The sequence below is a fragment of the Parabacteroides faecis genome, assembly GCF_014647375.1.
GTDB lineage: Bacteria > Bacteroidota > Bacteroidia > Bacteroidales > Tannerellaceae > Parabacteroides > Parabacteroides faecis.
The window spans coordinates 196712-218338 of sequence record NZ_BMPB01000004.1 but is presented as its reverse complement, the minus strand read 5'-3'; the positions used below and the strand labels follow the sequence as shown (position 1 = coordinate 218338).

At 45.4% G+C, this 21627-nt stretch carries 9 protein-coding genes; all 9 read right to left on the bottom strand.

Annotated features, from left to right (window positions below; translation table 11 throughout):
* Nucleotides 1-2: 2 nt before the first annotated feature.
* Complete coding sequence (galA, locus tag IEY67_RS06935; protein WP_183668898.1) at nucleotides 3-2447, bottom strand: beta-galactosidase GalA; 2445 nt, start codon at nucleotides 2445-2447, stop codon at nucleotides 3-5.
* Nucleotides 2448-2477: 30 nt separating this feature from the next.
* A complete protein-coding gene (locus IEY67_RS06930; protein ID WP_183668896.1) occupies nucleotides 2478-4214 on the bottom strand; it encodes a discoidin domain-containing protein in 1737 nt (578 codons plus the stop codon).
* A gap of 316 nt (nucleotides 4215-4530) precedes the next feature.
* Nucleotides 4531-6810 carry a hypothetical protein gene (locus IEY67_RS06925; protein ID WP_183668894.1) on the bottom strand — a complete coding sequence of 760 codons (2280 nt, stop codon included), beginning with the start codon at nucleotides 6808-6810 and terminating at the stop codon, nucleotides 4531-4533.
* A 12-nt stretch (nucleotides 6811-6822) separates the two neighbouring features.
* Nucleotides 6823-9063, bottom strand: a complete 2241-nt coding sequence (locus IEY67_RS06920; protein ID WP_183668892.1) for a hypothetical protein — start codon at nucleotides 9061-9063, stop codon at nucleotides 6823-6825.
* A 219-nt stretch (nucleotides 9064-9282) separates the two neighbouring features.
* Complete coding sequence (locus IEY67_RS06915; protein ID WP_183668890.1) at nucleotides 9283-11970, bottom strand: glycoside hydrolase family 38 N-terminal domain-containing protein; 2688 nt, start codon at nucleotides 11968-11970, stop codon at nucleotides 9283-9285.
* A gap of 106 nt (nucleotides 11971-12076) precedes the next feature.
* The gene (locus IEY67_RS06910) at nucleotides 12077-14461 is read right to left on the bottom strand and encodes a glycoside hydrolase family protein (protein WP_183668888.1); all 2385 of its coding nucleotides are present in this window, start codon (nucleotides 14459-14461) and stop codon (nucleotides 12077-12079) included.
* 121 nt (nucleotides 14462-14582) lie between these two features.
* Nucleotides 14583-16478 carry a right-handed parallel beta-helix repeat-containing protein gene (locus IEY67_RS06905; protein ID WP_183668886.1) on the bottom strand — a complete coding sequence of 632 codons (1896 nt, stop codon included), beginning with the start codon at nucleotides 16476-16478 and terminating at the stop codon, nucleotides 14583-14585.
* Between the two features lie 99 nt (nucleotides 16479-16577).
* Nucleotides 16578-18845 (bottom strand): hypothetical protein, encoded by a 2268-nt coding sequence (locus tag IEY67_RS06900; protein ID WP_183668884.1) that lies wholly within the window; start codon nucleotides 18843-18845, stop codon nucleotides 16578-16580.
* Between the two features lie 11 nt (nucleotides 18846-18856).
* The gene (locus IEY67_RS06895) at nucleotides 18857-21592 is read right to left on the bottom strand and encodes a glycoside hydrolase family 38 N-terminal domain-containing protein (RefSeq protein ID WP_183668881.1); all 2736 of its coding nucleotides are present in this window, start codon (nucleotides 21590-21592) and stop codon (nucleotides 18857-18859) included.
* Between the last annotated feature and the right edge of the window lie 35 nt (nucleotides 21593-21627).

Sequence of the window (21627 nt, the reverse complement as noted above, 5' to 3'; positions counted from 1 at the left end):
TTTTATTTTGTTACTTCGACAATGATTTTACTCTCTTTCAGTCCTTCCGATACGGCTGTCAGTTCAATAGGTTGTCCTGAACGATCGCTGGTAACAAGCACCTGGGCATAACCACCGAAAGCATTCCTGTGTACATCGCTGCCTGAGGGGAAGACATCCGGTTCGTGACTGGAAGGATGACCGTTCCCCACTCCCAGGATCTTACCGTTACGGACATCGAAATGAATTCCGTTTTCGGCAGTCGGTACCACACGCCCTTTGGCATCCAAGACTTTTACGGTGATGATAGCAACGTCATTGCCGTCACCCTGGATAGCAGAGCCATTTTCACTGACCAGTTGCAAGGAAGCCGGCTTTCCGGTAGTTTCTACCAACTCTATATATTTCTTTCCGTTCTTCTTTCCTTTTGCCAACAACTTACCCGGAGCATATTTAACACGCCATTCGGGAACATCAAATTTACCAACCTGTTTTTTACCCAAACTCTTACCATTCATGAAGAGTTCGACTTCATCCATATTGGTATACAGGTGTACGTTTACCGAATCGGTACCGATTCCATTCCAATGAGGAAGAATATGCAACACCGGTTCTTCCGTCCACCAAGCCTTATAATACCAGAAAGCATCTTTCGGGAAGCCACAATAGTCTAAGATACCGAAATGAGACACTACGCCCGGCCAGTAATGTTCTACCGACTCGCCACCATAATCGAAACCGGTCCAGACGAAGGCTCCGGCAACAAATTTACGTGCATCCACATAGCGCATCCACTCCTGCGCACGTGCACCCCATCCCGGATGGTCGCGGTCGTAAGCCTGATGGAAACCTTTAGCTGCATTCGTTTCATAGATGCCACGTGTCATAACCGTACTTGCCTCTTCGGTAAAAATGCAAGGCAGGTTCGGGAATTTCTTGTGTACAGCGTCGATATTACCTATCTTATAATAGTTCGAGCCCTGTACGTCGACAGCATAAGTGAAGCCTTCACCCCAACTACCGTTCATCGCCGCCGTGCACGGACGGGAAGGGTCCAGTTTGCGCTGAACGGCTTTCATGCGCTCAACGATCATACGACCTTTTTCCGAGCCTTGTATCGCCGGTTCTTCATTTCCCAAACACCAAATGATGACGGACGGATGGTTACGATCGCGACGGATCACGGTCTTCATCTGATTCAATCCCTCATCGCTGGAACTCAATACACGCATTTCATCCATAACCAGCATACCCAGTGTATCACAGGCATTCAATACAGCCGTTGTCGGAGGATTATGGGATGCACGATATGCATTCACTCCATATTCTTTCAGACGGGCGATTCGCCACGCATTCAGCTGGTCCGGAACAGCAATACCTACGCCGGCATGGTCCTGATGGCAACATACGCCCTGGATCTGAACACGTTCGCCATTGAGGAAGAAACCTTCGTTGGCATCAAAACGGATATCACGGATTCCGAAAGAAGTATCATAACTATCTACGACTGCTCCATCCACCAGGATATCCGTATGCATCGTATAAAGAGTCGGCGTCTTCAGCGACCAAAGACTGGCCTCCGATACGTTCATCTCTATCTCAAACAGTTCGGTTTCCAATGGTTTGATAGAGAGTGTGCCGCCCGACTTGTTTATTTCCCGACCTTGATGGTCGATTATGGAGTTTTGCACAATTACATTGGCCACATTGCTACTCTGATTGGAAACTTCTACCTGCGCCTTTACGCGTGCCTCCTTCGTCTGGAGATTGACATCGCTCGACACAAAAGTTCCCCACTGGGGGATATGGATCGGAGCGGTGCGATGGAGCCATACATTCCGGTAAATACCGGCACCTTCGTACGACCATAATTCAGAATGAGTAGCATCTACACGTACGGATATCACATTTTCTGCATCCGGTTCATAATTCAGACATTCAGTCACATCGAATACCAAAGGAACATAACCGCTTTCGCCACGTCCCAGATAAATACCGTTCATCCACACCTGGGCATCACGAAATATACCTTCGAACTCCAATGTATAACGGTCTCCCTTTACCAATTCGGGAGTGAACCGTTTCCGGTACCAGCCCACACTATTTTCAGGTGAACGCCCGCCCAGTTTACGGTATCCTTTTACCTTGAACTGTTCTTTGCTGTAATCCAAAGCCATTCCCCAATCATGCGGCAGAGATATCTTCTCCCATTTACTGTCATCGAACTTCTGCGTATGAGGAATAGACAAACGCGACTCCTGGTCCGCATTCAATAAGGTCGACTCCTGTAAAAATGCCACCTTTGAAAACGACAGTGCCTGTCCATAATTAAAATCCTTTTCCGGATTAGCCGCATGCCCTTTGGCGAAGAGCCAATCCTGATTCAACAACACTTTCTCCCGTTGTGACTGAGCTCCCATCCAAAGGGCAGGGAGCAATAACATCACCGTAAAAATCAATCTTTTCATTCTTCGATCTTTTGTTTTCTATTCTATATATTATTGGCAAACTTCTATCTGCGACGTTTGAGTAACGCCATTCTCATTATAAGTATCTATGGTAAAATAATAAGTAACACCTTTATTAAGACTTCCGATCTCCAGGGTTGTCTCTCCCATTACCTGGAAATTGTTATAAAGTTTGTCTTCCGCCACACCATAACGGACAATATATCCCTGGGTATGCGGCACTTCATTCCAACTTAAACGAACTTTACACGAATCGGTAAGATCGCGTTGCACCGTAAAATTATTGATTGCACGCGGCTTACTGCCCAGACCGTTACCGAATATCCTCAAATCGCGGACGGACAGGTTCTGGGATACTGTATATTCTTTATTTTGCAATTTGATATACCGGGCTTTGAACGGAGCCTCAAATTCGATATAGTCGTGAGGCGTATCTGTTTTTTTAGTACTGTAATCCACTACCGGATACCAATCCTCGCCATTCGCCGAAGCATAGATCAGATAACTCTGGTAAACGCCGGGGACAAAGCCCCGCTGGCTGGCTCCGTATTCGTCGAAATTCACCTGGATCGCCTGGATAGATGCCAGCTGCTGCAAGTCGACCTGTAGCCATTCGTTCTCTTTATTCGAGGCGGCAACCCAAGCCGTACGGGCATCCTCATCGACTGTGTTTCCTGCCGGATACCCATCCAGCGAAGAAGAAACAGTCACCGGCTTCTTATAAGACAGCAGCATCCAACCGGGTTGATAGTTTCCGGCTGTTTGTTCTTTCCCTCCGGGCAGATACATCGGATAATCGCCCAAATAAGTATTTGTATGCAGATAGCCGTCTTTATCGAATCCGGCAGGATAAAAAGAGACTCTCCGCTCAAACATATGGCGGACAGAGATCGAATTGGTCGCAGCCTTCCAATAGTTTTCGTTACCAGCCGTAAACATACAGCCATGTCCGGCACCACCGATAAACCCAGTCGGTTTATAAGAGACCGGGCTGTTTTCCATATAAGTAAACGGACCGGTAGGCGATGTACTGACATACACACCATCCGCATACGATTTCCACTCGGTTCCGGGGCCGGCATATTGTAAATAATACTTTCCCTGATGAGCCGTCATCCAGGCACCTTCGATATAAGGACGACGGGGAAGTTCGTTCAGTTCGCCCGTCCGTTCCCAGCCGTAATTTTCTTTATTGCTGTTAAAGCAAGCGACTACTTCTGTCTTTGCTTCCAAGGTATTCAGATCCAACACCTGCATATAAATCGGATCGACAGGTGAGCAGCCATAATACATATACAAATTATCCCCTTCCACATAGAAAGCAGGATCCCAGAAAGACCAGATCTCTTTCACCGGTTCCCATTCCCCTTTTTCCGGAGCGGATGAACGGTACAACATGCCTTTCCCGTGAGTGGAACCGACATAATACAGGTAGTCATTATGTATAAAAAGTCCCGGTGCATAGTCCTCGATCGGCAGCACTGAATCGGTTATAAAAACATGCTTCCAATCGGTAAAGTCATTGGAATACCAGTAGCCTGACGACTTGGAAGCAAATAAATAATAGTTGTCTTTGAAAGAGACTACGACCGGATCGGCAGCTTCCCGAATCCCCTGACCTCCATCTATTTTCATAAACCGGTAATTCAGATTGACCGGATTACAAAACGTTTTCGGAGACTGGGCTATCTTTGCTTCGATCTGATGGGAATCCTGGCAACTTACCAAAAAGGGTACAGCCAGTAAGGTTAGCAATAACTTTTTCATACTTCTTGTATTTATCACATATAAAGATTGAGTTTTTCAGGTATTTACGGAGACAAATATACAGATTAACAAGTAGATATGCAACAAAAACGACGACATTTATTGTCTAACAAACAATATCTATACATAATCATCCTTCATACAATAAGCCTATACACTTTCTGTATCTCGGAAAACACCTGATAGACAGATATCCTTAAGACATCAGGATGCCTATATCATTAAAAGTAGCACTATAGTGCCAAGGTATATAGCACTACTATGCCAACGTCCTTCACACTATAGTGCTATACCACTCAATACTATTGTGTTATTTTCAATACCCTTCCGCTCTTCGTAAAACAAACGATTCTACCTTATCGCCATTGGCAAGACGGTACAACGTCCAACTATTTCCGTCTTCACCGGCCTCCAGTCTCCAGTCGTAGGACGGATCCCTGAGAAGTTTCTTTATCTGCCGGGGGAAAGCATTCGCCCTACGAGCATCTTCCCAAATTCGGATGGCTTTGAATATCTCCTCCTTCTGCGGACAGCTTTCCACATCTTCCTGGTTGATCGCCAGGAAATAGGTTGCACCGTATCCGACTGAGATGGCCTGCACATGTTCATATTGCTCCACAGTAGAAGTATCTTTTATAGCAAAATTACCTCCGAACGAAACCGGATAATAATTCGAATAGGTCACGTCACGCAAGTCTTTTCCCTGACTGGTCGCACTTCCCCATTCGCGGGTATCGATATCATACAGGTTACGTCCGCCACCCACATTCCAGACGCTCTGGTAATGCCAGGAGCCTTCCGACAATGTGGCGCCGGAGAAACGGATATAAGGTACATCCAGTTCTTTCGCCCTTTCAAACATTTTACGGAAGAAGCGTTTGGCAGAATAATAACCGTGTCCATTGTTGAAAAGAAATTCCTGTCCGTCGAAGTCATAAAGTGTCAGGCCGCTATAGGCTGCCACCTCTGCATAATACTCGGCGATCTTATCCTGAAGGGCCAGGTCCGGGATCAAACCGTCATAACCGTAGTTGATAGTTACCTGCAACTTATAAACCGTTTCATTTGCCTCATGGGAAGCAGGCTTCGTGCCCCAATATCCCCGGGTTACATTCTGCAAAGTATAAGGGGCCGTTTCGGATACCCCCAGATAATGGATCAGCTCCTTTCCTATTTTTATTATATTCAAATCCTTGCAATGGCCTTCCCAACTGGCGATCTCTTCCAGGAATTTCGGATCGTCCACTACTATCACGGTATCTTTCGCCGTGATACTCTTCATCAGGGTACGTTTCTGCTGGTAACATAAACTGTCGCTCGGTACAGGACTGGCATCCATTGTGCCGGGTGCCAGCGAGTTGGTTATACAAACCCGTCCCAACATCAGCCCTTGTTCCGCTGCCAGATCGGCAAATTCACGATGTGATTTATTACCGGAACTAAAACGGAAAGGTTTCTTTGCCTGGTCCTTTCCGTCCAGATATCCCGCGTTCGCACGGTCGGGACGTAAAAATCCCTGGTCGTAGGCATGGATGGCAGGGAAACCTAACCGGGCGGTATACGAAATAATGCTATCATAGCGGTTACCGCTGGTCATTACATCCGGACTAAAGGCTGCCGGATCCTTGACCCATTTGCCTTTTACGGTCGGATAAGGTAATCCCTCCGAGAGGACAATATTTTGAATCACATCCAACAGCGCCGTACTGTCCGGACTCCCCCACAAAGCTACGGAAGAGCCGATAAAATCGACACCCGGTATAGGCTCCACATCGATATGATTCGGAATGTTTGCCGGCATGTTCGGGATCAGGGAATAAAAGACCTGGCGCGGTTTCGACCGGTCACGCGACTGATAATTGAGATAAATGCGTCCGAGGCTATCCACCAAAGCCGCATTTCCGTACATGATCCGGTAATAAGGTTCCTTATTGGCATAGAAAGCGACATCGCTGATACCATTCCCTCCCAGGGTAAACACCTGCCCTTCATGCAGGCTGTCCGGTAATGGGTAGCGTTCTTTATCGGGCGTATGAATGATATACTGGAAAGGGGCGGCATCACCTTCGATATCAGGTGTACCGCCTAATGTATTGTCGTCGAGTGCCAGCACACCGATACTGTAATTCACTACATCGCTGGTATCGCGGGCCACACCGATAATTTCACCTAACAGATTGGTTATATTCGTATAGTAAGTTCCCCACTGGATCGCATCGATACCATTTCTCGGCTCCAGGCTATTCAATGTCAGTTTGAAATATTTACCGCAGGGTTGTAAAGCCACTTCCGCAACAGAGCCATTCGGGTATTCCAACGTGAAACAATTGGTCGTTTCATTGAAAAAAGCACTCCGGGGCGTGTAATATACTTTCTTCTCACTGTCGTACAATGACATCAAGGGAGAAGGTTTATCGGCTGGACTGAACTCGCGGTTAGGAGATACGGTCGTATTCTTCATACTCGTTATATACCCTTTATCATTCACACCGATACTAAAATAGTCGGTATTGAAATCCCAGGTCTTTCCGGTCGTACAACTGAAAAGAAGCAGAGAGGCGGCACACAATGAAAGGATCTTCTTATATTCTGTCATAAGAGTTTATTATTAATTTGTTTTTAGTTTATAGTTTACGGACTTACCCGCCTTTACCGTCACTTTATCTTTCCATTGCAGGAAAGCGTTATCACCCAACGGACGGGCAGACTCCTCTGCATTCTCAGCAAAGATCGTTACGGTAGCATCATAAGCGGTCGGATTCGTGATTTGCAGAACCAATTGCTTATTGCTCTGCTTTACAATTTTAGCTTCCACATGATCAAAGACGTAGAGTGAACCGATATCCGTCCGCACGTAGATACCGGGGATTTCCAACGCCATCATTGCTCCGTTTGTCTCATTCCATCCGGTCTTGCCGCCATCTCCGCGCGAACCACGGCTGTCGGCATCACAATAAGTCAGACGCTCCGTGATCTTACCATTCGGTTGTACGCCTTCCGCATGAGCATGAATCACGTCCCGAAGTAACTCGGCATAAGACATATCTCCGGTAGAACGGTATAACTTGAACAAGGCGTCTCCTGACTGTGTACAAAAACCCGGGGCCCCGTGTTTATTCTGCGTGCTTGCCCAAACGGCACCGGTCAGATTCGCACCGAGTTTCGCCAATGGAGTATCTTCCGGCAGACGATAAGGGAAAGAAACGGTCCAGGTGGCGCACAGGTTTGCCAGATCCCCGGCTTGTTTCAGATATTGTTCTTTTCCGGTTATTTCATAAAGAGTCATTAAAGAAGTGAGGAGAGCAACTGCCGTTTCCGAATCTGCATTTTGCAGGATATCCCCACAGCCACCGGAAGTAAAGCCGACTAAAGCAAAATTATCGTAATAGTCTGCCGCTGCCTCGCAAGCCACTTCCAGATAAGCCGGATTATTATAATACCCGGAAGCCAAAGCCAATCCGGCAACAGCCATAGCGCCGCTCGTCGTATTATAGACAGCCACATTACCGGTTTCCACATCCAGATAATTACCCCATGTACCCTGTTTTTTCCAGGTATTGACAAAAGCATCCGCCAGCAGACGCACATTCGTTTCCCATCCGGCGTCGATAACATTGGCTTTTCCCTGTTCCTTCAACAGCATAAATTGCTTGACCATCCAATAAAGCACATCCCCGTTTTTACGTGTCAGGCCGATTCCCGGATTGTTGACGGCCGCATCACGGTATAAGACTTTTCCGTCCGATCCGAGAACATCATAATAATAACCGCTTTTTCCTTTAGCACGCGGCAGTCCGAAGTCGAACGTATTCTTCACTTTTCGTAAATGATCCTCATCGCCTAAAGCCAGCATCGGATAGGTATTCATCAGACCGCCAATCCAGCCGTAGGAAATCCAGTCGGCATTCTCCGGGCAGTAGTATTCCCACTGGTCACCCACATAATAACGGTCGTCGATATTCCGTACCATTCGTGTCAGTACCTCGCTCATCGGCATCAAATTACGGGGGGCTTCCCCGGCTGTATGCAGTTTACGATCCTTCATAAAGCGGGCCAGTAATACCGGTACATCTTCGCAGGGAAAAGTGATCTCGGTAACCCGAATAACGATCCGGTCTCCTTTCTTCACCTGTATTCCCCGGTCGGGACTTTTGCTGAAACCGATAAATTCCGGTTTACGTTCCCGTACGCCCGGAGCACTGACGACAAAAGAAGCGATACTGCGATCCGGAGTTTCTTCTACGATCAAAGCATGGTCCAACAGTTGCTTATCCCATTCGATGCCCTGGTCGGTTAATAAAATCGTTCCGGACTTCTTTCCCCGTTCCAGCATAGTCATAGCCGGAGTTGCCGCATTACTGACATTGATCTCCAAACGGGATGGAGCTCCGAACTCAGGAGAAAGCTGGGGAATCGGATTAGAAGTTAGCGCCAGATCTTTCCGGTTATAATCCGTTTTATCGAGGCCGGTAGCGTACGAACGGTTTACAATACGTTGCCTGTTGCCATTGTAGACAGAAGAAGGGATCATCACATAGTTATCGCTTGTCCAGCCATACCGGTCGAATGCCACTGCCACACCGGCATCCTTCATATCCCGTCTGGCTGTAAAAGAAAAAATATACAGTTTACCACCATTTGCCATCGCCTGCTCGGTCCGTACTTCCCAGTTGGAAGACGAATTTATTTCTTCACAATGCTTCAACTCGGCTTCGTTGTAAGAACACTCCAACAAACGGATATTTTTATTCACGTCTTTCACAGCCGGTAACCAGGAAGCCTGTGCAGTTACCTTTGCATACATACTCGACAAAAGACAGAGAACACATAGAATAATTGTTTTTTTCATATATCAGCTATTATTTTATATATTTTGTTTTTCCTTACCTGAAACGTCGTCAGAAAGTAACCGCCTTTATCTTTTTCAGACGAGAACTTACAACCTGATACATCGTTAAATTGTATGCTATCTTGTTTGATTCCTGCAGGCTTCGTATACCATAAGGACAAAGCAGAGCATACAAAAAAACTAATACATACAAAAACACACTTATTGAATTTCATTTGTTTATTTCTCCAGAATTAATGATAACGGCTGGTAAGCCTTCAAGTTAACAGTTATTTTATTTTGTTTCACAGGAAAGGCTTTTCCCAGACGTTCCCCACGCAGATTACAATACTGGGCCGTACGATAACCGCTGTCAGGCAATGTGATTACACATTCACCCGCATCCCCTGCCTGTTCCCAGACCCGCAGGACTTCTCCGTCTCCGTCCGTGTTAGCTCCGAAGGCTGTTACCAGAACTCCTTTTTTCGACAACTGTATTCCTTCTGCCGACAAAGGCAGTTCTCCACCTTTTCCTTCTCTGTAAACAGCCATAAGAGGTACACGTGTTTCTTCTGTCGGAGTGATCAGCGAAGGCTCATTCTTATATTCATCGACCGACCATAGATAAATCCTGGCCGACAGAGCACCTTCCACCCACTCTGTAAAGTTTGTTCCCCACTGAGTATTGAATAGATTGACAAACACATTCGGTCTTTGAGGAATAAAGTCACCGGTAAAACGATATAATCCCGGGCGATCCAGGCTGACTGCCGGAGCATTCGGTGTATTCAATCCGAATCCCCTACCTTTCGGGTCGACAACAGCCATACCTGTATTCAGAAAATAATAATCATGATTAGACCGTTTTATAAAATCCGTAGCCGGATTAACAACAGCCCCTGTACGTCCTAAATGGAAGACCGGCTGAGAGACATTAAAAGGGAATGCCAACCATCCGCCTTCCGGCTGCATATCGGCCCGCTTATTCTGCATCCCCCAACAAATTTCCATATAAGGAGAATCTTCATAAAGCGTATAAGTCAAGGTATAGTCTTCACCACGACCGGAACGGCAGAAGGCTGTGGCTTCCACCGAGTGTACTGTCTGATTATAAGCAATTCTTAAAGCTTTACCTTTTACCATTTCATACTTTAAAGCCGAATCTACCGGACGTCCCATCTCCGGATCCGCCCAACCATGATGTCCCGGTTTTACGTATGCTTTGTTATATCGTTCGATCTCTTCATTACCAAACTTCTCATGAATAAACTCGCCAAAGCCGTATTCACTGCCGGTATCGACCATCTCCTGCTGCCGTTTCTTATCCCAGACAGACAACAGAGCACCGTTATCCGGTGAAATAACTACTTTGAAATACTGGTTTTCAATAACATTCTCTGCCTGAACGACACGAATGGAGTGAGCCTTTTCCGAAACAGGTTCGGTTATCACCGAATAAGTTTTATATCCCAAAGTAGGTACATCATGAGCGGTAAATGAGAGATAGTTACCCTCATTATAAGCGGGAATGATCTCGCCAGTCTGTTCGTCTTTCAATCCATAAACAGTAAATTTCTTCTGATAGACACTCATATACAACGAAACAACACCCGAGCGCTTCCAGGGTAACGGGTTATATACCACAACCTTCTGCCCATCCCCCTCTACGGCATTGGCCAGATTACGCATGTCTTTACGCAAAGAGGGGATAAGATATTGTTTCGATCGATGTACACGGCTAGCCTTTTCGTTCCATGATTCTTCAATAAAATCATAAGCACCTTTCGCACGATCTATCACAAACGGATCGCCATATTTCCAGGAAGCCTGGTGGCCGTGGCTGATTGCCAGTCCGAAAGTATGTTCGTCAAACAATACCGACTGTTCGATAGCCTTATCGACATACGGTTTCACAGGTTCAGCCTTGGCGTTCCAACCTTTTAGCAACGTATTCAAGGTCTCTTCATTATAGATCAGACGTTGCATCGATTTATTGATCTTCACCTCTTTGGGCATCGACATATAACCATGGATCCAGGTGTCGGGCATATCTCCCCGTACCACAGGAATAGAAGGATTCTCTTTCATCAACGTATCGTAAAAATCTTCCAGTTGTCCTATCCTGACCCTGGCTCCCGGCACTTTCTTACGGGCTTCTTCCAATACAGCCGCAACCTCTTCCGGTTTCGGTGCTCCGGTATTTTCATGTGTATGGATCATGGCTAACCATGTTTTATACTTCCATCCTTCAGGCGGTAAAACACCTGATCCATAATATTCAGCCCAGTTAAACGTCAGTAGCCGGGAGCCGTCAGGACCTTCCCACCAGAATAATGTCGGAAGTTCCGGAGAAACTGAACCCGGATTACATCCGATATGTAAAATCTTTACTCCCGCCTGTGTCAGTAGTGTCGGTAAAATCCAGGAATGACAAGGAACGTCAGTCAGTTTTGCGCCTCTTGTCAACGGATGCCCATACGTCCGGTTGATTTGAGAAGAATAGGACATTCCGCGAACCAACGTTTCCAGATCACTCGACTCCGTCTCATAAGTAAAAGGAAGAGCGTGTACCCTGAAACGTCCATCTTTCAAGGCTGCCTCAATATCCGGCTTCCGGTCTGCCGATATATTATCCAATATATATTTCATAGGCCACCCGGGGAGCGTCCACACAAACTGTTTCTCCTGTGGCAACTTACTCGTTACATCCACCGAATGTAAGGTTTCATCCATCATGGAATTTGCATATTTCTGCAATATAGATTCCGACCAGTCTGTATATCCGATATCAAAATGCATTTTAAATACAATAATGATATCTTCGACCGATGTCTTTTCAGAACCATTATCGACATCTATCGCAGCTATCTGCGCATTCGACCGGGATATAAATAATGCCAGTACGATAAAAAGTAAAATCCGTTTCATATAAGTGTACGTATAATATGAGACAAAAATAAGAGGAATAGCATCTAATCAATTTATACTTTCCTTTTATTAAGTTATACAATCTTACGTATTGTACCAAATACAATTAGCACTTGGCTTTCGAGGCTATTTTTATATCGTCTGTTGCCTTTATTACAACCTCCACGATATTTCCGGCCTTCACCAATACTTTTTTCCACTGTGTAAAATTACAATACCCTAAAGGCTTGCCGGCAGAAGAAGACCGTTCTGCGAAAACAGCCGTCGCAGCATCGAAACGCGTAGGATTAGCTATCCTCAATGTCACCTCGTCACCATTACGACATACAACCTCAACCTTTAAATGATCAAAGACATATAATACATCCTGATCGGTTTGTACATATATACCCGGAACTTCAAGCGACATCAGCAAACCGCAATCTTCCGTCCAGCCATTGGATGTTTTAAGAATCACTCCGACGGCACCTTTTCCATCTGCATCCGTGGTTTGGATACGCTCCATCGATGTCCCCGGTCCCATACCGGTTGTAGATCTTCCCGGCGTTTCCATTACCTCGGCATGCGCATGGATGATATCTCTCAACAGATCGGCATACCGCACCTGGCCGGTAGCCCTGAACAGTTTAAATAAATAATCTCCCGAGCTGGTGCATATCCCAGGTGCTGCATGTTTATTTTGTACACTAGCCCATATGGCGCCAGCCGTATTCGCTTTTAAGTCATACAATGTAGAACCGGGTGGATATTCATAGTCATAGGATAAGGTCCAGGTAGCCGCCAAATGAGCTGTCGTCTGAGCCATAGACAACCATTTTTTATCCATTGTCGCATAATACAAAGCCATTAAAGATTCCATAAATCCATAGGCGGAATCGGCATCTGCATCCTGCATTATATCCCCGGAATGCGCACAGGTGAGTCCCAACCCGGCCACATAATCATCATAAAAGTAACCGGCTATTTCCATGGCTGTTTTCAAAAAAGAATTCTCTTTGAAATATCGAGCAGCCAGTACCAATCCGGCCGGTGCAATAGCACCGGAGGTCGAATGATAAATGATTATTTCGCCCGTAGCCGCATTCACATAGTTTCCTAAATCTTTATTTTTAACCCAGGTATTCACAAAAGCCTGTGCAAGAGCTCTTGCGGCATCCTTCCATTCCTGTTTCACTAAATCACCATATCCTTGCTGTTCGAATAACAGGAGGTGTTTCATCATGAAGAACAAGGCATCCGAATTTTTTCTCACCAAAGCTGCGTCAGGAATATTATCCCTGTCACTCCCTACCTTTCCATCCCGAAAACTACCATAAAAATATCCGCTCTTACCACGCATATTCGAAACGACATAATCATACGTTTGAATAACCCGTTCACGCGATAATGAATCGTCTAATGCCAACATAGCAAAAGTACCCATCAAGCCACCAACCCAGCCGAGCTGATAGCCATCTGAATTCTCCATACGGTAAAAACTTTTACCCGTTCCTTTTTCCAACCAACGAACCTGATTCTTATAATCAGCCGTGAAAGAGGTAACCGTACTAAACGGGCACAAATTCCTCGGATTATTTTTCCCTGTAACTTCTTTGCGTACGTTCATGAATTTATCTAAAAGATCCGGAATACCGCTTGCTTCAAAGTTATAGATACGAAACCTCATCCGTAACCGATCACCGGAAGTCCACTTGCATGCCTGATCCCCACTATACCCAAAATCTCCAAACCCTGCAGTCAACTCACGAACACCGGGAGCACTAACGACAAAAGTAGCCCTATCCTGTGATGCATTTTCTTCAATAAACATTCCATAATTGCCTAAATGACTTTTCTGCTCTGTCAATATGATGCATCCTCTTTGTTCCTTCGGAGAGAAAAAACAAAATGCAGGTGTTGCCAGATTACCTGTAAGCGCCTCTATTTTAGAAGCACTTCTTTCCTCTGACAAACGCGGGCTATTGGAAAACAATAGCGGAACGTTCTTATTATAATAGTAATATGAGGGATAAGGAGCCATATATCCATTGGTCTCTACATGAAACCTGTTTCCATTATATACATAGGCGGGCATTAAGACATAGTTCTCGCGGCTCCAACCGGTAAAATCAAAAGCCAACGCCACACCACCCGATTTCAGCTCTCCTTCTGTTATCATAAAGGTAATATCTAAATCTAAGGCATCGGGACAATCGGCTACTGTCGTTTCGTTAATATTACAACTCCATGAGGAAGTTTGCACTTGCGCTTTTCCTTTTTTAAAACCCTTTGCCGATTTTAAGACCACATCCTCATATTCACAAACAATCGGACGCAGATAACCATGCAAAGACTTTAAGAAGTCGGACACCTCTGTAGATTTTCTATCCGGAACAGACATCTTTCCGTCTTCCGGTAACCAGGATCCCTTTCTGTTATCCTGGGCATCGACCCATGGTGCCATGCAAAACGAAAATATCAACAGTAATATGCTAACAGATTTCCCTTTCATCTTCTTTGTCTTTTATCTATAAATTAAAAACGCCCTGATCTAATTATCGACAACTGGTAAGCAGTCCTGTCATAAACAGGCTGCCCGCCAGAGATAAATGATTTTTATATGACATTGACTGTTATTTTAAGTTAGGCCACACTTTTATACGTTTGGAAGAAGGTAAACTTTCTACCGGTCCCACAACCGGGGACGCAGAACGTTCTTTACCGAAAAAGTCTTTCTCCAGTTTAAAAGGAGTACCGTCAAAGTTCTCGAACGGAAATCCCGTCAGTTGGGTAATACCCAGACGGTCGGCATCAATACTTTTTCCTTTGAAAGAGGATAGTTCCTGCAGGTTAATGTCACTTACAAGATATACTTCACCATCTGCCGTTTCTTCCACTTTAAGTTTCGGATCGACTGTCTTTTCTACCCAATCCTGCGTTTTGTTTGTCATAGGCAGGGATCCGTTGAGGAACAAGTTGTTCTCTGCATAGATCGGCCGTTGAGAAACATCGAACACCACCATTCCATATTTCAACTTACTGTTATCACCTCCGATAAAAATATTATTATAGAAACGATGGTCACCTTCAGTAATAGTCCGGATACCTTTCACTTCTGTTGAATGGTTCAAGTGATACGGAGTGTAGCGTTGATCGTCCAGGCGGTTGATATCTCCTGAAAAGATATTATGCAGGTATGCGCCTCCATCGGTATTTTCCTGCATTGTGCGGGGCGATAAAGAGATGTTATTGTCTACTATGTAAGGACCATGAGAAACTTCAAAGAATAAATCCTGTGTCAGATTATTATATAATAAATTAGATGAGACACGCGCACCCTGTGCCATCCAATCCAGCCAGATACCATAATGTCCTGTTTTATGGATCCGATTGTGATGAATATAAGTATCTATCGCACCATGCAATTTGATACCGGCCATTTCTGCACCACCAAATTGCTGCTTCACTAAGATGTTATAAATATGATTTCCATAAATCTCACTGAACGCAGCCCCCATACTACCACAAATACCGGTCTGTTCGCAATCGGAAATGACGTTATTCCGAACGATGTGGGAACCGACATTCTCCTTGCTCCATCCGCGGCGCAACGTGTTGAATATAACTTCCACATAATGTAACGTACCGTCCAAACGCTTGTCGTTACATTCCAGATTATGTCCGCTGGCACGTTCCTTACCCAGAGTAATACCGTTGGCACGGGAATTCTTAATGACATTATTTTCTATAATCCAGCCTTTACACCAATGTGTAGCGATCATACCGACCTGTTCTGCTGTCGGAGCAGCCCACTGAGTAGCAGCCTGGCTCACATGGAAACCACGAATCGTGATGTAGTCCAACCCCTCACGAGTCGGATAAAAGCAGGTAGGGCGAACCGAAACCTCTACTGTTTCCTTATTCGGATCGACATTGCCAAAGTTTGCGTAAATAGTTGTATTGTCAGCATCAACTTCAGCAAACCATACATTCGTAGAACCCTGTGGATCACGGATCGTACGAAGTGTATCCGGCGTAAACACCTTCTCCAGGCTGAATTCTTCATACAGCGAAACATCGTTCAGATAAACATCTCCCATATGATGAACCCGTTCAGACCAGAGCCAGTCACCGAACAAACGGTCGTTGAACGGATTATAATTTCCAAAGAATGTATTCGGTAATACGACCTTCCATACCCCTTTACCTTTCTTCTCTTTTTTCCAGCCCGTTACCAATTCCGAACCTTTGATTTCTGCTTTTTCACCATCAGCCACCCGATATAGGATACGTTTTCCCTCTCGTTCCCCGCCACTCAGCGGATTCACCCATTCACGATAAGTTCCGTTATGTACCGTAACCGTATCTCCCGGCAAAGCCTTTTGGGCTGCCCAGTTAATTGTTTTGAAAGGGGATGAAACATCACCGTTATTGGCATCACTTCCTTTTACCGACACATGATATTCTTTGGCTGATAACATATTACCGCACAGACAGAACATCGAGATGAAGCATAGTATCTTTTTCATGGTTTAAATATTAATAAGTATCACATCTATTTGATGACGCAAATATAAAGGCAGCTATTCCCATATAAAATAGCAAATAGCTGCCTATTCTGTGGATTATTATTGCTTATTATCGGTACATAAATCAAAAGAACGAACTTTCTTACCATTATCCATTTGGTAGAGAGTCCAACCGCTATTGTCAGCCTTTGTCTCCAGACGCCAGCTTAATGCCGGATTCTGTAACATCTTTCGGATATATGTTGGGAAAGCATTTGCCCGGCGAGCTTCCTCCCAGATACGGATCACATGAAAGATAGCGTATTTCTGCGGACAACTTTCGACATCTTTCTGACCTAAAGTCATGTTGTAAGTAACCCCATACCCTATAGCTGTGGCTTCAATATGCTCAAAATCTTCCACAGTGGTGTTCTTCGTTATCGGGAAATTAGCTCCGAAGGAAGATGGGAAGAAATTGGCATACGTAACATCCCGAAGGTCCTTTCCCTGGCTTGTGGTTGATCCCCAAACCCGCTTCTTCACATCATAGATATTCAATCCGCCTCCCACATTCCAAATACTCTGGTAATGCCAAGCCCCTTCAGACAAAGTAGCCCCTGTAAAACGAATATCCGGTAAGCCATACGCTTTGGCTTGTGCAAACATTTCCCGAAAGAAACGTTTCACTCCATATCCACCGAAACCGGTATGGAAGAAAAATTCTTGTCCATCATAGTCGAACATACCCAAGCCTGAGTTTTTGCAAATATCGGCATAATGGTGAGCAATCTCGTCCTGAAGTTCCAAATTGGGAATCAAACCGGTATATCCACCTCCCACAGCAGGTTGAAGTTTATCTACAGCATCCCCCTTCGCATGTGTCACGGCCTCAGTATCCCAATAACCACGTGTAACATTCATCAAACGGTATGGTTTTTCTTTAGTTACCCCCAAATAATGGATCAATTCTTTACCAATCTTCACCATATTCAACTCCTTGCTATGCCCTTCCCAACAAGCAATCTCCTCTAAATGCGTAGGATCGTCAATATAGATCAAGGTATCCTTTTCATTTAAATTTTCCGTCAAATAACGACGGTGTAGGATACAGATACTATCTGAAGGAACCGGGCTGCAATCCTTTGTCCCTGGTGCCATCGAATTGGAGATAGATGTTCTCCCTAAAATCAATCCATCCTTCGCCAAGAGGTCGGCATACTCGCGAGTTGACAAATCACCTGATGTAAAATGATAGCGTTTCTTCTCATGATTAGGACCATCTATATATCCTCCATTCCCCCGATCTGCATGCAAGAAAGGCTGATCATAGGTATGGATCACTTTGAGCCCCATCTGCTTCACATAAGAAGGAAAACTATCTTGTAAACCACCATAGGTACGCACATCCGGCATGAAATTGCTAGGATCCTTTACCCACTTGCCATTAAACATAGGATGAGGCAGCCCTTCATTCAAAACAATGTTCTCTATAACTTCCATTAAAGCCGTACTGTCCGGACTACCCCACAAAGCAATGGATGAACCGATGAAATCTACTCCAGGAACATCCTGACGCATCATGTGGTTCGGTTCATTATTTTGGAAAACAGGATTACCTTCCGGCGAATAAATCATCTTTCCCTTACGACGGTCACGGGAATGGTAACGAATATGAATTCGACCATTACAATCCACATAAGCCGTATTTCCATAAAGGATCCGATAATATGACTCCTTACGGTTGTAAAATGCCACATCATTGATACCATCGCCGCCCATAGTGAACTGCTGTCCCTCAACCAAGGTCAATGGCAACGGATGGTTCGCATGGTCGGGAGAATGAGCGATATATCCCGACGGTCCCGTCTCGGATGTATAACGTGCTTCTCCACCGATCGTATTATCATCCAAGGCCAATGCACCAATAGCATACCCTACAGCCGCCGAAGTATCGCGGGCCACACCTATGATTTCACCCAACAGATTATCGATATTGGTGTAATAGCTTCCCCACTGCACATCGTCAATGCCATTACGAGGCTCCAGGCTCTCTAATTTAAGTTTGAAATACCGGTCCTTCTCGTCTAAACAAACCGTAGCTACCGATCCATTTTCATACTCTAACCTATATTTACCATCCCTATAAACGGCCTTTTGCGGATAATAATAACGCTTCAAGTCTTCATCATAAAGAGACAACAGGGGCGACGGTTGGTCTGCCGGACTGAAATTACGGCTTTCGCGCGTCAAGTTCCACATTCCGGTAATATACCCCCGGTTATCTACATCGATACCGAAACGATCTGTTTTGAACGAACGAGATCCTTCCATTCCGCAAGCTGACAGCAACAAGACTATTGCAGCCAGTGAGATAAAATTCTTCTTCATTATTATTTTAATTAATATATTAAATAACTAGCGGGGGTAAATCCATCTAACTGAATATTAAACGTACCGTCCTGTATCTTAACAGGCTGCCCGCAGGGAACACCTCTCAAATTCACAGGTTGTGCCACTCCGTCTTTCCGGATTGGCAAAGAGACTTCACAGAAACCACTTTCTCCGGTTTCTTCCCAAAGACGTAACAGTTTGCCTTCGCCATCCGGATTGTTACCGTAAGCAGTGACAAGTACCCCTTTGCGTGAGACTTTCACCCCTTCGTTCACCACAGGTAATTTACCGCCGGGACAGGTAGCAATACCTACTTGTAAGGGTAGCCGAGTTTCCCAAGCCGGAATAACCAGACCGGATGCATCGTCTGCACTTGCCTGGTTCACCCATAAACGAACTTCCGTAGTCAGGTTGCCATGCCAGAAAGAGGTAAAGTTGGTGTTCCAGCGATTGTTAAACAGGTTGAAATAGACATGTGACCGAGGGTTTTCATATTTATCCGCGAAGTGCATAAAATTTAAATCACCCAATTGAAAAGCCGGAGCATCCAGTGCACAAATGCCGATCGAATACTCCTTATCCTTTATCATCAATCCCGAGTTCGACCAAATGTAATTGAATTGGCTACCTTCTATCAGATCTTTGGCCGGATCTATCACCGAACCCAGGCGACCGATACGGTATTCCGGTTCCACTGTCCGGAAAGGCAATGCAATCCATCCGGCTTCCGGCTCTTCGGTGGCCGGTTTGTTGACAACCGACAGTTTGATATCGATATAAGGCATATCTTCGTAAAGTGTCACCTTCAGACCAGCCGTATGCTTTTCCTCCCCTACCGAAGCCGGTGGAACAAGAATCGCCTGAATAGATGATTTATGATCTTCCACATACAACTCCATCCGACGCGCTGATTCATGTACTCCTTTTGTCCGATCGTCGAGATAAGAGCTCTTACCGGTGATCCGGTAATGTGAATTCTTATAACCGTCGTAAATATACTCTTTCAGATATTGCAGCGATTGTTTCTTGTCATAGCGTTCGTAAACGTATGAACCGAAGCCGTCTTTGGCACGCGAATCGACCAGTTCACGGTTATTCACCTTATCCCAGATACTCTTTATACAACCGCGCGACTTGTCGAATGCTACTTTATACCACCGGTTTTCGATAAAACCCTCACGTTCATTTCCCTTCAATGTTGTTTTCTCCTCAGCCGGTCCTTCTTTAGTCAAAATAAATGTTTTATATCCGTTGGCCGGAATATCCTCTACATAGAATGTACCCAACCGTTTCGAATCAGCACCGTATACTTTCAACTTATGAATGCGGTCGGAATCCACTTCTTTCACATACGCGTCCTGGATAGATCCTTGCGTCGGCAAAGCAAAATTCACTATACCGCCACGCATCCAAGGCAGCGGATTGTATACCACGAAACGAAAGCCATTCTGCGCCACGTTCTCTGCCAGGGTATAAAGCTCGTTTTCCAGTTCCGGACGCAACACCTTTTCCGCATCCTCGATATAACCGATATGCTCTTCCCACGACTCTACCATGCGGGCATAATTGGGAGTCAACCCTGAAACATAGTTCTTATGCCATTCCTTGCCCACCAATCCGGGGATGAAATGTTGATCCGCCAATCCCCAGGTATGTTCACCGTACATCAAACTCTTCTCGTAAACAAATGCCAGATCCTCATCGATCTCATACGGAATAATGCCCCACTCCTTTCCTTGTGTATGCAAGGTTTCCAAAGCCGGTATCAACGGGCGTATCCGGCGAGCCTTTTGCGTGGCCTGCGGGTTTGACATCACACCATGTACCCAACTATCGGACATGTCTCCGCGTACCACCGGTAGTTCCGGATTCTCTGCCCAAATAGCATCCGCGAAATCAGACATCTTACCGATATGTATTTTAGCCTTCGGATACTTTTCCCTGATATGCGCAATCACTTTCTCCACCTCTTCAGCTGCAGGAGGTCCGGCATTGTCGCCTGCATGTACGAATGTCAGCCACGCCTTGTGCTTCCATCCATCAGGCGGGAATACACCGCCGCCGTATCCTTCTGAAAACATCGTCAACACTCTTGAACCGTCCGGTCCTTCCCACCAGAACAGCTCGGGCACCTGTACCACCCGATTAGTCGGGTTTGAGCCGAAATGGAAGAACTTAATCCCGGCATGATACAGGATCGTCGGCAGTACCCAGGTATGTCCGGGTACATCCGTCATCTTCCCATCGGTAGGAAGCGGCAGGTTATATCGGCGTGCCAAAGAGGAAGAATATCCCAGTCCACGTACCAGGTCTTCCACTTCAAGTGTTCCCGTATGTGTAGTGAAAGGGAGAGCATGCGTCACCAGGTTACCATTTTTCAACGCCCGTTCAATGCGCAACCGGCGTTCGGGCGACTGTCTGTCCCACAACATTTGTTCCAAAGGCCAACCGGGAACGGTCCAGGCAAACTGAGTATCTTTCAACTTATCTGCATTCTTATCCATTACATCCATTGCTTTATCGATCATGGAAGTACGGTATTCATGCACAACATCGCGTGCCAAGGCAGAATAGCCTATATCGAAATGGCTTTTGAATACCAGATAAAAGGTCATTTCCTGATTCGAGGTTTGTTCCACCTCATCATTCTTATGTTTCTTATAATTATCTGCTTGTGCACAAAGCTGACCGACAGATAAAGAAAACAGGCAAAGAAGTGCCATCGGTAATTTACATAATCTCATATACATACTTCTATTGTGTTTATTCACATACTTCA

Coding starts and splice junctions, on each gene's coding strand:
- galA (WP_183668898.1), bottom strand. CDS start 2,447: ATGAAAAGATTGATTTTTACGGTGATGTTATTGCTCCCTGCCCTTTGG.
- IEY67_RS06930 (WP_183668896.1), bottom strand. CDS start 4,214: ATGAAAAAGTTATTGCTAACCTTACTGGCTGTACCCTTTTTGGTAAGT.
- IEY67_RS06925 (WP_183668894.1), bottom strand. CDS start 6,810: ATGACAGAATATAAGAAGATCCTTTCATTGTGTGCCGCCTCTCTGCTT.
- IEY67_RS06920 (WP_183668892.1), bottom strand. CDS start 9,063: ATGAAAAAAACAATTATTCTATGTGTTCTCTGTCTTTTGTCGAGTATG.
- IEY67_RS06915 (WP_183668890.1), bottom strand. CDS start 11,970: ATGAAACGGATTTTACTTTTTATCGTACTGGCATTATTTATATCCCGG.
- IEY67_RS06910 (WP_183668888.1), bottom strand. CDS start 14,461: ATGAAAGGGAAATCTGTTAGCATATTACTGTTGATATTTTCGTTTTGC.
- IEY67_RS06905 (WP_183668886.1), bottom strand. CDS start 16,478: ATGAAAAAGATACTATGCTTCATCTCGATGTTCTGTCTGTGCGGTAAT.
- IEY67_RS06900 (WP_183668884.1), bottom strand. CDS start 18,845: ATGAAGAAGAATTTTATCTCACTGGCTGCAATAGTCTTGTTGCTGTCA.
- IEY67_RS06895 (WP_183668881.1), bottom strand. CDS start 21,592: ATGAGATTATGTAAATTACCGATGGCACTTCTTTGCCTGTTTTCTTTA.